Origin of the sequence: Paenibacillus sp. Mc5Re-14, from assembly GCF_001049835.1 — a bacterium.
Taxonomy (GTDB): Bacteria; Bacillota; Bacilli; order Paenibacillales; family Paenibacillaceae; genus Paenibacillus; species Paenibacillus polymyxa_C.
Map to the genome: position 1 here is coordinate 195,732 of NZ_CVPD01000001.1, position 15,750 is coordinate 211,481.

General features: G+C 45.6%; 11 protein-coding genes and 1 pseudogene. 2 read left to right on the top strand and 10 right to left on the bottom strand.

What is annotated here, in order from left to right; translation table 11 throughout:
- Positions 1-35: 35 nt before the first annotated feature.
- Genes BN1546_RS00705 through BN1546_RS00715 form a run of 3 tightly spaced genes read right to left on the bottom strand, consistent with a single transcriptional unit; the run spans position 36 to position 3,591 of the window.
- Entirely contained in the window at positions 36-1,682 is a 1,647-nt protein-coding gene (locus tag BN1546_RS00705) for a type 2 periplasmic-binding domain-containing protein (RefSeq protein ID WP_090739115.1), read from the bottom strand.
- A gap of 26 nt (positions 1,683-1,708) precedes the next feature.
- Complete coding sequence (locus BN1546_RS00710; RefSeq protein ID WP_013370871.1) at positions 1,709-2,596, bottom strand: carbohydrate ABC transporter permease; 888 nt, start codon at positions 2,594-2,596, stop codon at positions 1,709-1,711.
- 14 nt (positions 2,597-2,610) lie between these two features.
- On the bottom strand, positions 2,611-3,591 hold the full coding sequence (locus BN1546_RS00715) for an ABC transporter permease (RefSeq protein WP_025679031.1): 981 nt from the start codon (positions 3,589-3,591) through the stop codon (positions 2,611-2,613).
- 254 nt (positions 3,592-3,845) lie between these two features.
- On the opposite strand from BN1546_RS00715, the gene BN1546_RS00720 reads away from it, so the two are divergent.
- Positions 3,846-4,736 carry a hypothetical protein gene (locus BN1546_RS00720; RefSeq protein ID WP_090735353.1) on the top strand — a complete coding sequence of 297 codons (891 nt, stop codon included), beginning with the start codon at positions 3,846-3,848 and terminating at the stop codon, positions 4,734-4,736.
- Positions 4,737-4,903: 167 nt separating this feature from the next.
- Here BN1546_RS00720 and BN1546_RS00725 read toward each other — a convergent pair whose 3' ends face one another.
- The 4 genes from BN1546_RS00725 to BN1546_RS00740 all read right to left on the bottom strand — a co-directional run bounded on the left by BN1546_RS00725 (position 4,904) and on the right by BN1546_RS00740 (position 9,519).
- A complete protein-coding gene (locus tag BN1546_RS00725; protein ID WP_090735357.1) occupies positions 4,904-5,761 on the bottom strand; it encodes a DNA-binding protein in 858 nt (285 codons plus the stop codon).
- 176 nt (positions 5,762-5,937) lie between these two features.
- Positions 5,938-6,384, bottom strand: a complete 447-nt coding sequence (locus BN1546_RS00730) for a GNAT family N-acetyltransferase (protein WP_058710476.1) — start codon at positions 6,382-6,384, stop codon at positions 5,938-5,940.
- Between the two features lie 124 nt (positions 6,385-6,508).
- On the bottom strand, positions 6,509-8,008 hold the full coding sequence (locus BN1546_RS00735; RefSeq protein WP_013370866.1) for a UxaA family hydrolase: 1,500 nt from the start codon (positions 8,006-8,008) through the stop codon (positions 6,509-6,511).
- Positions 8,009-8,025: 17 nt separating this feature from the next.
- Entirely contained in the window at positions 8,026-9,519 is a 1,494-nt protein-coding gene (locus BN1546_RS00740; protein WP_090735360.1) for a tagaturonate reductase, read from the bottom strand.
- Between the two features lie 312 nt (positions 9,520-9,831).
- On the opposite strand from BN1546_RS00740, the pseudogene poxB reads away from it, so the two are divergent.
- Positions 9,832-11,557: pseudogene (poxB, locus tag BN1546_RS00745) on the top strand (ubiquinone-dependent pyruvate dehydrogenase).
- Between the two features lie 87 nt (positions 11,558-11,644).
- Here the strand turns inward: poxB and BN1546_RS00750 are convergent.
- The 3 genes from BN1546_RS00750 to uxaC all read right to left on the bottom strand — a co-directional run bounded on the left by BN1546_RS00750 (position 11,645) and on the right by uxaC (position 15,713).
- Positions 11,645-12,649: a LacI family DNA-binding transcriptional regulator gene (locus tag BN1546_RS00750; protein ID WP_058829548.1), complete on the bottom strand. Its 1,005-nt coding sequence runs from the start codon at positions 12,647-12,649 to the stop codon at positions 11,645-11,647.
- 87 nt (positions 12,650-12,736) lie between these two features.
- Positions 12,737-14,137, bottom strand: a complete 1,401-nt coding sequence (locus tag BN1546_RS00755; protein ID WP_058829547.1) for a glycoside-pentoside-hexuronide (GPH):cation symporter — start codon at positions 14,135-14,137, stop codon at positions 12,737-12,739.
- Between the two features lie 151 nt (positions 14,138-14,288).
- Positions 14,289-15,713 (bottom strand): glucuronate isomerase, encoded by a 1,425-nt coding sequence (gene uxaC / locus BN1546_RS00760; RefSeq protein ID WP_058829546.1) that lies wholly within the window; start codon positions 15,711-15,713, stop codon positions 14,289-14,291.
- Positions 15,714-15,750: the final 37 nt, after the last annotated feature.

Consider the following 15,750-nt stretch of genomic DNA (forward strand, 5'->3'; position numbering starts at 1 on the left):
TCCTTAGCATTCAATAAATAAAGTATTGAACGAGATCATTTCGTGAACTGTTCCATTTTTTTGATGTTTTCCTCATAGGCTTTTTGCTGATAAGCCAATACCTTGTCATAGCCTGCTTTTTTGCGGTCTTCCAAAAAGCGGGCAAACAGCTGATCGAACTCCTCATCCGAGGAAGCCAGCAACAGCTTCGGTAATGCCTTGCCCCAAATTTTGTCTATCTGGCCTGACGCAATGCCTTCTGCCGAGGTTCCGGTCGGTTTGATATTTTCATATTGGGAGAAGCTGTGGGTCTTGCCTTTCGTCCAATCTTCCGGCTGCTTATACGGCTCGACGCTGGGCGGCGCCCACTGCAAACTCATATTTGTATCCATCAGCATCCAGAAGGTGGAGGAGGCGCCATACTTTTTGTCAAAAGCAGAGCGATCCTTGTTCAGCAGCTCCAGTACCTCTGGCTTGAAGGCTGGCTTACCGTTAACTGTGTCCCACAACTTTCCCTGCTCCCCCAGATACAGATCACGGTTCCCTTCCTCACTAATCAGATAAGTCAGAAATTCAATAGCCCGCTCCTTGTCTTTCACATCCTTCGAAATAAGTGTCACTGTCCATCCGGAAATGCCTGGCCCGGCCAGCGTCGGCGGATCCAGCTTACTGTTGGAAGGTCCATCCACTGCAATGTAGACGGAGTTGGGATCTTTCGCATGCAATGTCACCTGTTGTGTAGCAAAATCAGACCGCTGATATAGCATGGCAAAATACCGTCCCTGTGCCACCTTTTCTTCCATTTGCGGACGTTTGTCGATAAATACGTCCTTGGCGATCAGGCCCTGCTCATTGGCTTGGCGGAATGTTTTGAGCCAGCGAATGTACTCTTCGTCCGAACGACGGTCATACAGTTTTCCGCCCTTCTCGTGAGGAATGGCAAGAAAGTTAAGTAAATAGTCTTCAAAAGAATAATTTCCGTTATCCGTAAATTCGTGGAACCCTATCGGGATCAGCGGCTGACCGTTCACCTCCGGAAATTTCTCTTTCGCCTTTTGAAGCGCTTTCAAAAATCCTTCCGGTGTTCTCATATCCGGCTTGCCAATCGCCTCGTACATATCCTTACGAACCATAAACGTTTGATTGGAGACAAAATTTTGGCCGTATTTTTGGTAATCCTGCGGTGAAGAGGACGCGTTAGGATACCCATATACATTTCCGTCTGTTTGACGATACCATGACATTTTAGCTGGGTCTGCCACTTTAATCAGATATGGATCATATTTCTCGGCCAACTTGTTAAGTGGGAGCACCATCTTGCCCTCGATCATTTTTTTGATTGCATCTTCTCCCCAACTGAGCGTGACAAAATCAGGCAGTTTGCCCGAGGCGAGCATGGTATTCAGTTTTTCATTTTCATTTCCTGCGGGTACGATAAAATTAACACTGACTCCAGTCTTTTGCGTCACATACTTCGAAGTCATATCCGTCCCCCACTTGTTCGGGAACCAGGAAAAATTCAAATACCAGTCAAACGTTATCGGCTCTGTATCCGCCTTCCAGCCCGGCGCATCTGCCGTAGCCTTTGTCTTCTCATCTTTCAATTCCGCGGCAGCGCCATTGCCACCGGACGTACATCCCACGAGCGGTCCTACCAGCAGAACAACAGCCAACAGCCCCTTTTGCCATTTACGAATGTTCATCATAAATCTCCCCCTTAGATGATGTGCTAGCCCTTAACCGAGCCAATCATTAGCCCTTTGACAAAATATTTTTGCAGGAATGGGTATACCAGCACAATCGGCAAAGTCGTTATGACCATCGTCGCCAGCTTGATCGATTGTGAAGTAACGGACTGGGCGACAATCCCGGGTGCGGCAGACATCATTTGATTAGAGCTGGATTGGGCAACAACCCGGTACAAATACGTCTGAATCGGCTGAAGATCCGTATTATTGATATAGATCATTCCTGTAAAATAATCGTTCCACTGGTACACCCCATGAAACAAGGCAATTGTCGCTACTACTGGCATGGATACAGGAAGCACAATCCGGCAAAAGATGCCGAAATCGTTGGCTCCGTCTATTTTCGCCGCTTCCTCCAGTGCATCCGGCAGTTCCCGAAAAAAAGCCATAAAAATAATAAGGTCGAAAAAGCTGAACATCGCAGGAATAATGTACACCCAAAAGCTGTCCAGTAGCCCGAGATCACGAATCAGCAAATACGTTGGAATCAAACCCCCACCGAAAAACAGGGTAATGGTGCCGATCAGCATATACAGCTTGCGCCCGATCAGCTCTCTACGGGAATATGCATATGCAATCATGGCGGTAAAAAACACATGCACAATCGTGCCGATTAGCGTCTTGGCGACCGTTACTCCCATCGCAGTCATAATGCCGCTGTTGGCAAATACAGCCTGATAGCTGCTGAGACTAAAGAGTCTCGGCCACCAGTAAATGCCGCCTCGCATTGCGTCTGCCCCTTCGTTAAAGGAGTTCACCAGCACATACCACACGGGATATAACGTTACAAAACAAATGACCAGCATAAAAACGTTGTTAAATAAATCGAATATCGCTTCGCCTGCGGTTCTGCGTCGCAATAGCTGCATACATCCGTCCTCCTTCAAAATAGAGAGGTATTATTCATCCGTTTGGTTACAGAATTGGCTATCAGCAGCAAAATGAGAGCAAGAACCGATTTCAGCAATCCTACCGCAGTAGAATACGAAAAACGTCCCTGCTGAATGCCCACTTGATATACATAAATATCAACTACATTACTTGCACTTTCATTCAGCGAGTTACGCAGGACAAGAATTTGATCAAAGTTAGAGTTCAATATGCCGCTGACCGCTAAAATAAACAAAATGGATATTGTGCCCTTGATCGCAGGAAGTGTGACATACCACATTTTCTGAAACCGTCCTGCTCCATCAATGGTGGCCGCTTCGTACATGTCCGTAGATACGCCCGCCATTGCTGCCAAATAGATAATGGCTGACCATCCAAGCTCCTTCCAAATATCCGAACTGACGACGATAGTCCAAAAATAGCCCGGCTCCGCTAAATAACTAATCGGCTGGTCGATCCAGCCCCAAGCTAGTAACAGTTGATTGATCAATCCGGTATCTGCTAGCCACGTGGTTAAAATCCCGCCAAGAATGACCCATGATAGAAAGTGAGGAAGATACGAAATGGTCTGAATGGATTTTTTGAACCGCGTAGACCGGATTTCATTCAGAAACAGAGCAAATACAATAGGTAACGGGAACCCGATCGCCAGCTTGAGCAGACTAATGCCCAGTGTATTTTTGACAATATACCAGAAGTTATCATCCTCCAAGAAGGCGCGAAAATGCTCTAACCCCGCCCATGGTGCGCTTGATATAGTACCAATAATGTCAAAATGTTTAAAAGCAATCAAAATGCCGTACATCGGAATGTAATGGAAAATAATCATCCATACCACTCCAAGTAGTGCCATGGTCTGCAGATGTTTTTGCCCCCCCCATCTGCGGGCTAGTGACGTCCATCTCCCCGATCGAACCGATGGTTGTGGTTGTGGTTGTGGTTGTGGTTGTGGATTTTTCCATCCTGTACTCATACAGAAGACCTCCCTTCTCTATAATGTAAGCACTTACATTTATTATTTTAGGGGCTTTTGCTTCTAATGAGTAGTACTTGATTTTTTGATTTTGGTGTCTAAAGTTCAGGTGGAGATAGGACAATACGTAAAAAGTTTCTTCCAGACTTTGGATTTTCTATATCTATTAATTCACAAAAAAGACTATCAGATGGTACGATAAGACTATATGGAATTCCAATCATTACCTATGACCTAGATCAGGAGGATTAAGAATGGAAGAATTGGTTCGTTCGATTCAGAAACAGGTTCGGATAAAAAGGTTTGCCTGCTGGGCAGGGCTCATCATGTTTGGCCTGTGTACTTTAGTTGGCATTGCAGCTGAGGAATGGTTTATGGCGCTCCTGGGACTCGCAATGACAGTCTTATCAATCTATGGATTAACCATGATGCGTGGTATGACGAAGTTTAATAAAGAGTATCAACCGGGAAAGGGATACGGTTATTATCGCCGTACGGCACAGCAAAAGCTGCGTTATTTGACTTGGGGACAATGGATACTCGGCGCCTTTATCGTCCTAATGTTCTTTGTATATCACGTCCGTCTTAGTGCTTTTCTTATAGCTATCTTGGGGATCTTGACCATCCAGTTTAGTATCAAAAAACGAATTAAAAATCATCAGGAGCCTGACGTCACAGAGTTGGATGAGTTTGTACGAATGGGGATTGTTTCTCCGCATGAACAGACTATTGGAGTGTATAAAGATTTCCTGCACCTTAGCCATACGTTTCAGGGCAACCAAATTGTTATCGTTACAGACAAACGGCTGATATCTGTGTTTGTAGAGGAACAAGGACGTGCGCTGAAAACGGAAATGCTGCTATCGAGTATAAACAAAATACGTGCAATCGGTACGGGTTTTCAGGGTCAAGGTTTATTGCTGTCTGTAAGCAACCGTGACCATAACGAGCATCACATTCATATGGTCGGGAAAAGTATTTACTTTTCGCCAGAGCAATTCGTGGGCTCCTTGCTACGGGCACTGGACGCAGCGTTAAAGATTGGATCATACAGTACGGAAGAAACATTCCCCGTTTACCAACAGACAAGGATTTCATTACATCCATTAGAACAAAGTTTGTTGCACAAGCCTACCACTGCCTAATTATTCCTCGCAAAAAAAACCAATAGCAAGCAAGCCCTGATCTTAATGAGCTTACTTGCTATTGGGTTAATTAAAACAACTAATTTTCTACCATTTTCCCTTATTAATGATTGGCTCCATGATAAAACACAGTGATGAGATCATGACTAGTAACAAACACCAGCAAACTAAACAGACTGAGCGATAGCGGTCGTGAAATCAATTTTTTCATCCTTTAACACTCCTTTTAGAATCGTTATATATTGGTCTTGCTGTGTTGCTGTAGCTTGGGATCTGAAAATCTCAAATATAGCAGTACATTTTCTAAACTCATGCTCATGTTCCATACCCAGGGTATCGGACAGCTTGAGAGATTGCAGAATATAGCCCAACGCAACCGTAAACTGTCGCAGCTTTATATAATAAAGAGCCAGCTGATAGCAGAAGCGAAAATAATAGGATACATTCACAGGCTCTTCAAAATATTTGAAATCTTCAATTTGTTCGGCAAATGATTCAAGCACACGCTCTAAAGGATAGTCGTGTCTGGCCGCTCCCTCAACAATGGAAAGAAGCCCCGGTAACAGTTCTTCTGGATTGTCACGAAGAAATTGAACGTATTCCTGCAATACCTCGGAACGACCCGATAAAATATCAAGAGCATATAAATTGGCTCTTGCAGCATGGCGATAATATTCCACTTCTGCTTCTCCATACGGATCGAGACCATTAAACCAGCCCAACTCTGCATATTTTTCAATGCAATCTCGAGCGGCCTCATACTTGCCTTGTTTTTGGAAGGCCATGCCTTTCATAAGATGACTGTAGCCGTAGTAGTAGACTAACGGCCGTTTGGTATGTATGGGTTGTATAGGTTTCTTGCACGCTTTGTAGAGCTGCAACTCCTGATACTTGTGGTTGACATGGGAATACAGCTGGTCGCATAAAGCGATCATATTGGTACCATCCATAAATGAAAAAGACAGCTTAATCATGTTAACAAGTGTGTCTAGATCTGTGATGTCGGAGTGAACAAGATCATCCACCCTCCCCACCTCCTTGTCCGACTTTTGTACTCATCAAACAAAACATGATCTATATTCCAACTAAAATAACTTAATTACGTATTTATTACGTAATTAAGTTATATCATAAAATCAGACATGTAGCAAGGAAATTATAATATATTCCAATTTTCAAAATGTGGATGCCTATAGAGCATTCATTTGTTCAGTTCCATATGAAGCAAAGGGAATGCCCGGCCTGATCCATCCAGCGCAGATCGTCCTGTTGGTACAAAGCCGTAATGTCTGTAGAAAGCATGCGCCTTCTCGTTTTGCTCATTCACATCCACTTTGAGGTGCGTCCCTTTTATTTTTTCAGCATGCTGGATGAGTCGGCTGCCTGTGCCCTGTCCGTGCCATTCAGGGTCGACAAATAGCATTTCTATTTTCTGCCCGTCCAGCCCGATAAACCCTATCGGCTCCTGAAGTACCGTACACTCCATCCAAACTTCAAGTTCTCTTAAAGCGCCGTTACTTATGATGTGATGGTAAAATTGAATGTCTTCTTCAGACAAAAATGTGTGCGTTTGGCGTACTGCCCGATGCCAAATATCTACGAGTTGATCATGATTTTCTTCCCGATAAGCAATAATTTTATGTTGCACTGTATTTCCCCCTGATGCGAATATCCATATAGCATATTTTGCAGTAAGTTTAACAGCGTATTTAGAAGTATTCAAACACAAAAAAGGAAGCGGATCCATCCGCCTCCTTTAGGTTACAACCCCTTTACAACGTAACGCCATTTTTGAAAATAGCAAGCTCCCTGAAATTGTTTTTCTCATTATTCACCCAGGTTCCGCTGGCTACATCGATAATGTAATCGACAAAGTTGCGTAGCGCCTCTTCCATACTGACATCCTCCACCAGTGAACCAGCGTTATAGTCAATCCAGTGAGGTTTAGCCTTATATAACGGCGAGTTGGTCGACACCTTCATCGTCGGAACGAAGGAGCCAAAAGGCGTGCCACGCCCGGTTGTGAATATGACGAGCTGACAGCCCGCTGCAGCAAGAGCTGAAGAAGCAACCAGATCATTCCCCGGCGCACTGAGCAGATTAAGTCCCTTGGTCTTGAGACGCTCCCCGTACTGAATGACATCGGTGACCGTGGAAGACCCGGATTTTTGCGTACAGCCCAGTGATTTATCCTCCAGTGTCGTGATGCCCCCTGCTTTATTGCCTGGTGACGGATTTTCGTATACTGGCTGCTTATAATCCAGAAAATATTGTTTAAAATCGTTAATCAAATGTACGATCTTATCAAATACTTGCTCATCGGCAGCGCGTTCCATTAAAATCGTCTCCGCGCCGAACATTTCGGGCACCTCCGTCAGTACGGTCGTTCCACCCTGTGCTGCCATATAATCCGACAGACGCCCAAGCAGTGGATTGGCAGTAATACCCGACAGGCCGTCAGATCCACCGCATTTCAAGCCGATGTTCAGCTCAGACAAAGGTACAGGCTCCCGTCGATCTTCTTGCACGGCCGCAAATATTTCATGGAGCAGCTTTACCCCTTCCTCCACTTCATCCGACACCTCCTGGGAAAGCAAAAACTTCACCCGCTCCGAGTCGTATTCACCGATGGCTTCTTTGAATTCTTTCATTTCATTGTTCTCACAGCCCAAACCAAGTACCAGAACGCCACCCGCGTTTGCGTGTTTCACGGCATCAATCAAAATCGTGCGCGTATGTGCATGGTCGTCGCCCAATTGAGAGCATCCATAGTTATGCTTGAGCACAAGTGCATTTTCAAAAGGTGAGATATCTCCCACTTCCTGCTTAAAACGATTTAAAATGAGTTCGGCAATTCCATTCACACAGCCGACCGTCGGCACAATCCACAACTCATTGCGAATCCCTACACGACCGTCCTTTCGCCGAAATCCTTGGAACGTCCGACTCTCCTGTTCATATATATGAGGAGCTGGCTTAGGCTTGTAAGTATATTCCTCCACACCTGTCAGATTCGTTTTCGTATTATGCGTATGCACATGCTGACCTGCCTGAATGGGCTGAATGGCATGACCGATGGGATATCCGTATTTCAGGACATGCCCACCTTCAGGTATGTCCTGTAGCGCAATTTTGTGCCCACGCGCTACATCCTCGGCCAGCTCCACGCATTGTTCTTTTTGTGCTCCCCATGCCAGCGTTTCTCCCTGCTTGTAATCACGCAAAGCGACAGCCACGTTATCTTGATCATGAATTTGAATGAATTCCAGCATTCCGGTCTCCTCCTTGCTTATGCTCCGGGTACGCTGTTCCCGGTTAGAGAATCGAGCGTCTCCTTCATTCCTCTGCTTGTAATTTCATACACGTGCTGCGCTGTTTGTTCAGCCAGCCCTTCGACCTGATTCAGATCTTGCCCCCACCATGTCTGTTTGCTGAGTACCTGCTCAGTCAATTGCTTCGCTCCGGCGAGAGTTCCATCATAGGTACTCCACAGTTCGCCAAATGTGCTCAATACTTCCGCTTCGTCTGCCAATGCAATCGACTCGCCATTTCTGTCTCCCCGGTAGAATACGAGTAAGGACGCCAGCGAAAATACGATTTTGGCAGGCAACGCCTTGTGCTGTGCCACATACTGGAGCAAGGATGGCAAGTTCCGTGTCTTGAACTTGGACACCGAATTCAATGCGATGCTCATGAGATAATGACTTACATAGGGATTACGGAACCGTTCAATCACATCGTCGGCATATACATTCAATTCCGCTGCTGGCGAGTCCAGTGTCGGAATAATTTCCTCTCGAATCAACGACTGGATATATTCGCCCATAACATCATGCTCGACCGCTTGCCCTACCGTATCCAGGCCATATAAATAGGCTACAGGTGTAAGCGCCGTATGGGCCCCATTCAAAATGCGCACCTTTCGTGTACGATATGGTGCCATATCATCGACAATCAGTACATTCAATCCGGCCAAATGAGCAGGTAATTCTTCTTTAAGCCACTGTGGCCCTTCAATAACCCATAAATGATACTGTTCGCCCACAACAACCAAATCGTCCTTGTAACCCAATTCCGCTTGGATTTCATGAATCCGGTCTTTGGGATAACCAGGTACAATCCGATCCACCAAACTGTTGCAGAACGTATTTGCTTCCTCTATCCATGCAATAAACTCAGCCCCAAGCTCCCATTGGTTCGCATATTTCAGCACGATTTCCTTGAGAGCGTCTCCATTACGGTCGATGAGTTCGCACGGAATAATGACCAGTCCCTTGCTTTGATCGCCCTCAAAAAATTGAAAGCGCTTGTACAGAAAGGCGGTCAGCTTGCCTGGAAAGCTTTTTTGCGGGCGATCTTCCAATTGATCCTCAGGTGCATAAGCGATTCCTGCTTCCGTCGTGTTCGAAACAATAAAGCGCAGTTCTGGCTTTTGGGATAACGCTTCATACTCCAAAAATTCCGGACCGTAAGGATTAATTCCACGGGTGACACACTCCACAACGGTATGCTCCTTCATGGCCTGCCCATCCTTAATTCCTTCAAGGATAACCGTATAAAGACCATCCTGCACGTTAAGTTTCTCCACAAGACCTCCTGGCTGCGGTTGTACAATCACAACCCCTGTATTCCATTCTGCCAGCTTATTCATTTTGTCAAATTGCCAGTCTACAAAAGCACGCAGGAAGTTCCCTTCCCCGAATTGTAGTACCCTCTCGGGATGCGGTTCTGTAATGATAAAGCTTTTTCTGTTTAATTGGTCTAATTCATCTACTTGTTTCATTCGGAGTAGCCTCCCACTAGTACCATAATGATTTCACCGTTATTTTATCATAATGCACACGTTAACAAAATAGTTTTATCAATATTTTTAGTTTTAAAAAATAATAATGACAATAATATGAACACGTTAACATAAACGTTTATATAAAAATCTGCAAGTATATTGTCCTTCATGTGTTGTTTCGTACCTGTTCCAAGGCGGTTAAGGCTAACTATCACCCTCTCCCGAGACCTTGTTCATATATATTTCAGCAGAATAGACGCAAGAAAGCACGGGCAGGATAACACTACTTACTAGGCAGGAGGAGAATCTATGAAGACAATCGCGGATACTATTGTACAAGTTTTGGTCAATGCAGGGGTCAAGCGAATCTATGGCATCGTTGGAGATTCATTAAATAATATGGTTGATTCCATTCGCAGCAATGGTCAAATTGAATGGATTCATGTAAGGCACGAAGAAGTGGCTGCCTTTGCAGCCGGAGCAGATGCTAATCTTAGTGGCAGTATTGCCCGTATGTGCCGGTAGTAGCGGCCCCGGAAATCTGCATCTGATTAATGGTTTATATGATTGCCACCGTAATCGGGTGCCTGTACTCGCTATTGCGGCTCATATTCCAAGTGATGAAATCGGAAGTGAATATTTTCAGGCTACGCACCCCGAGCATCTTTTTGGAGAATGCAGTCACTTTTGTGAGGTAATTACGACACCGCGTCAAATTCCAAGAACAGTGACCATGGCTATTCAGGAGGCAGTTTCACGTTCAGGTGTTTCCGTCATTGTTCTTCCCGGTGATGTAGCAGCTTTGGAAGCGGAAAAAGTGCCCACCCCTGAACATGTCTATCACCCCACAGCACCTGTCGTCCATCCGTCCGCTTCTGAAATTTCCCGGCTAGCCGAATATTTGAATAACGGTAAACGAATTACGTTGCTATGCGGCGCTGGCTGTGCCCAATCTCACGACTTGCTTATGCAGCTGTGCAACAAGCTTAAGTCTCCCATGGTATCCGCTCTGCGAGGCAAGGAATATCTGGAATATAATAACCCTTATTATGCTGGATTGACGGGACTGATCGGGTATTCTTCCGGGTACCATGCCTTGATGGATTGTGACGTTCTGCTCATGCTTGGAACAGACTTTCCTTATAGACAATTTTATCCTGAAGATGCGATTGTTCTACAGGTAGATATAGAGCCGTCCCATCTCGGCAGACGCACTCCGTTGACGTATGGTTTATGCGGAGATGTAAAAGCAACGTTGGAAATGCTGCTTCCTCATTTAACGTCAGAGCATGATTCCAGGCATTTGGAAAAAACCGTCTCTCATTATGCCAAGGTACGCCAGGAGCTGGACGATCTGGCGGTTGGTAAGCCAGGTCATATGCCGATCCATCCGCAATATCTCGCCAAAGTTATCAGTGATACCGCCGAGGAAAATGCTATTTTCACTTGTGATGTCGGTACTCCCACAGTATGGGCAGCGCGTTATTTACAAATGAACGGTCAGCGCCGACTTCTCGGTTCCTTCAATCATGGTACGATGGCAAATGCACTGCCGCAGGCAATCGGTGCGCAGGCCACTGAGCCTGACCGACAGGTGATTGCCCTCTCAGGCGATGGAGGACTTACGATGCTGATGGGCGACCTGCTCACCCTAAAACAGCATCAATTGCCTGTAAAAGTTATTGTTTTCAACAATGGCGCTCTTGGCTTTGTCGAGTTGGAAATGAAAGCAGCCGGATTTCTGGAAAACGGGACTGAACTGGTTAACCCTGATTTTGGTGCTGTAGCGCAAGCCATGGGACTCAAGGGCATTCGGGTTGAAGATCCTACGATGCTGGAGGATGTCATTCAGCAAGCATTGGCTCATGACGGCCCTGTTGTGGTAGATGTGGTGGTGAACCGTCAGGAGCTGTCCATGCCACCTAAAATTAATCTTAAGCAAGCAGAGGGCTTTACACTGTGGATGATGAAAGCCGTGCTGAACGGACGCGGAGACGAGATTGTTGAACTGGCTAAAACCAATCTCTTTCGTTAAATACATGACGAAGCAGTGCTCATTTTAACAAAAAAGAGGCAGGAACAGTGCTTGAGCATTGTTCCTGCCTCTTTTACATAATAAAACTCAGCGTGGTCTGTCTGCCGTCGATTTCCGCTTCATGAGCGCGGTTTCCATAAATATAAGCTCGCCCTCATTGGACGGTGACTGAATTCGTTCCAGAATGCAAGCGGCTCCGCGCTCGCTAATCTGCTCAATCGGTCTTTTGACCGTCGTTAATGGTGGAGTCGTATACATCGAGAAACCAATATCGTCAAAACCAATGACAGAGATATCCTCTGGTACTTTCAAGCCGTTTTCAAATACCGCATTCATCGCACCAATAGCCATATCATCGTTAGAGCAAAACACCGCTGTCGGTGGTTCTTTCAAGGCAAGCAACTGCTTCATTGCCAGACTTCCGCTTTCAGTATCATAGTGACCCTGCACGATATATTCGTGCCGGATTGGCTTACCACGATCAATTAATGCATTCATGAAACCCTCGCGGCGTTGCTGGGTCGATTTGAAGCCTTCTACCCCCTCGATGATCGCAATGCGTTCATGCCCGCTTTCAATGAGAAAGGAAACAGCTTCATAGGAGCCTTCCTTATCATTAGAAATCACATTTACAATCCCGGCTCCGGACACCTGCCGGTTCAGTACAACTAGCGGGATGCCTTGACCTAGTACATGATAAATAAAAGGGTTGTCCGCTTCGCTTTGGCTCATCAGAATGATGCCATCAAAACGCTTGCGATGAATAGCAGAAAAATCAACGTAATCGTCAATTCCTCGCACAAACAGATTGTAATCCACCCCGATGACGTTATTAACTCCACGGATGGTATCCGCAAAAAAGCTAGAGCTGGTGCCTTCAGAAATACTGGTGAAAAACAGGCCGATCGTATGCGAGCGCTGGAGAACCAGGCTTTTAGCATTGTAATTTGGAATGTAATTGAGTTGCTCTGCCAACTCCATAATTTTGCGTTTCGTATCTTCTTTAATCAGCGGGCTGTTATTGAGCGCCCGGGAGACGGTTGTATGGGAAACATTAGCCAGTTTGGCAATGTCTTTAATAGTAGCTGCCATATACGTATCCTTTCCTTAGTGAGGCTCTAAAAAAATTATATACCCACCATACCACAGGAGCCGCCCGGAAAAGAAGACTTTCACAAATTATACGCGGTTGTCCGCATGTCGACGCTGTAATTCTTGAACCATTTCTGCATGTCTGCTGTCCGTCAGCTTGTACATTTTACCGATTACCAGCATGGCCAAAGCCAAGGCAACAGCCGGATAAAGACAAAGCAAGGCTTTGATTCCAAGCAGCGTTCCAGAGGATTGAACCACATTCGGTACATACCCGACAAGCGCCAGTCCAATACCCGATAGAAAGCCAGACAACGATTGAGCCAATTTACGTGAAAAGTTAAATAGTGAATAGGTAATCCCTTCCTTACGCTCCCCGGATGACCATTCGCCGTAATCAATAATATCGGACACAAATGCCCAGGTAACCCCGTTGGGAATACTAATACCAATGAACGAAATACTCGCCAGAATTGTGAAAATATATACGTTGGAAGGCATCAAAAAATTAATGGAATCGGCTATGACGCTAACCAGCATTCCCAAGATGGCTGTTTTTCGTTTACCAAAGCGCCGTACCAGTTTGGGCAGGAACAATACACCCAGCAGCGACGAACCGATAATAATAAAATTCATATACGCCATTAATTCTACATGCCCCAAATTATATTCGGCAAAATAGATCAACAATGCGGACTTGATATTGTAAGCGGAAATGGTGAAAATCGTCATTAAAACGAGTACCAGCAAGGGTTTATTATTCGTAAAGGTATGCACAATCACGCCTAAAGATAACTTCTCTTTTGGCCCGGACTGGCTAATGATACGTTCTTTCGTTCCACGGTAACATATGATGAAAGCGATCACACCAATGAATGACATAATCCCCATGACCACCGGATAGCCGACATGATGGTTAGGAAACAATAAAATAAGCGGCATGACCACGACACTGGTTACGAATAATGCGCCTAGTGATCCTGCCTGACGGAAAGATGACAACGAAGCACGTTGCTGAGTATCCTGCGTAATGGCAGCACCCAGCGAGCCGTATGGAATATTAACAATAGAGTAGCCGATCCCCCAGATCATATAGGACGCGTAGGCGTAAATGAGTTTGCCTGTGGGTGAAATATTCGGCGAAATAAAGGTAAGAATCGTAAGAATTGCAAGGATAACGCTTCCAACGATAAGAAAAGGTCTAAATTTTCCACGTGTACCGATATGTTTGCGATAATCAACAAAGGACCCGACAATAGGATCACAGACGGCGGCAAACAGCTTGCTGACCAAGAAAATGCCTGCGGCGGCTCCAGCAGAGACCCCTGCTACATCCGTAAAAAATTTCAGCAAATACAGCTGCCCCAAATCAAACATGAATCCGTTTCCAAAGTCACCCATACCATACGAAATCTTTTCTTTCAGGCTAATATGCTCACCTGTCTTGCTGTCAGTTTGGACGCTCTCCTGCACAATAGGCACTCCCATACCTACACACTCCTCTATGCTTGTAATTATTTTCACATATTCATTGATATCTACTTTGTTTTTCAATGGCTCTTGCCGGGAGTTTGGTACAAGCTCCTAGCAAGAGCTCCTTTTCTCTGAAGTTAGTGAGTTCTCACTTTAGAGAGTAGCATCACTTACTATGAACAACCGTTGGGAAGTTAAAATATTGCTCGGCGTTATTGTAGCAAATATTTTGTACCATGGCTCCGAGCAGTTCCAGATCCTCAGGGGCCTTGCCTTCCTGAACCCACGTTCCGATTAAATCGCAAAGGATACGGCGGAAATATTCATGACGTGTGTAGGATAGAAAGCTGCGGGAATCCGTCAGCATGCCAATAAAGCGGGACAGCACTCCGTAATTAGCCAGCAGCTTCATCTGCTCCTGCATGCCTTCGATATGGTCGTTAAACCACCATGCGGTACCAAACTGGATTTTCCCTACTGTACCGCCGGATTGGAAACTGCCTGCGAGACTTGCCAATACTGGATAGTCAACCGAATTAAGCGAATACAAAATGGTTCTCGGCAATCCTCCTGCCAGTTCCTGTGCGTCCAGCAATGCTGCCAGTGGACGAGCGAGGGAGCCATCATTTACAGCATCATAGCCTGTATCCGGTCCCAATCGACGGAACATCGCAGTGTTGTTGTTACGCAGCGCATGAATATGGTACTGCATCGCCCAGCCGTGTTCTGCATACTGTTTGCCAAGGAAGACCAGAACGTACGACTTATATTTCGCCTCTTCCAAAGGAGTCACATGGCCTTCCTCCAGCGCCTTGCTAAATATGGCTGCTGCTTCCTCCGGTGTTGTTTCTTCAAAAACTACAGTATCCAGCGCATGATCAGATACCCGACCTCCGGCAGCATGAAAATGGCGCACCCGGCTTGCCAGCGCATTCAAAAATCCTTCAAACCCGGAAACATCCAATCCGCTGACTTCACCCAATCGAGCCACCCATGGCTGGAAGGTTTCACGATTAATTTCCAAAGCTTTGTCGGGGCGGAAACTTGGCAACACAGCTACTGGGAAATCGGTCAGCTTGCTAATTTGTTTGTGGTATTCGAGATGGTCGGTCGGATCATCCGTGGTGCACACCACAGTTACCTTTGAGTTCACAATCAAATCACGTGCCCCATAGCCTGGTCCTTGCAGCTTTTGGTTTACCTTTTCCCAGACCACAGGTGCGTTCTGTTCATTCAGCAACTCATAGACATCAAAAAAGCGTTGAAGCTCCAAATGCGTCCAATGGTACAGCGGGTTACCGATCAATGTAGGAACAGTTTTAGCCCAAGCCAGAAACTTGTCATAATCTTCACCATCACCCGTGATCAATCGCTCCTCGACCCCATTGGCCCGCATAAGTCTCCACTTGTAATGATCACCGTACAACCAAGCTTCCGTAATATTCTTGAATTTTTTATTTTCATAAATTTCTTGTGGACTTAAATGACAATGATAGTCAATAATCGGCATATCCTTGGCATACTGATGATACAAGGTTTCAGCCGTTGGATTGCTCAACAAAAAGTTTTCGTCTAAAAACGTTTTGGTCATTACTTTCTCATCCCTTCTATAATCATGTTTCTTAGCC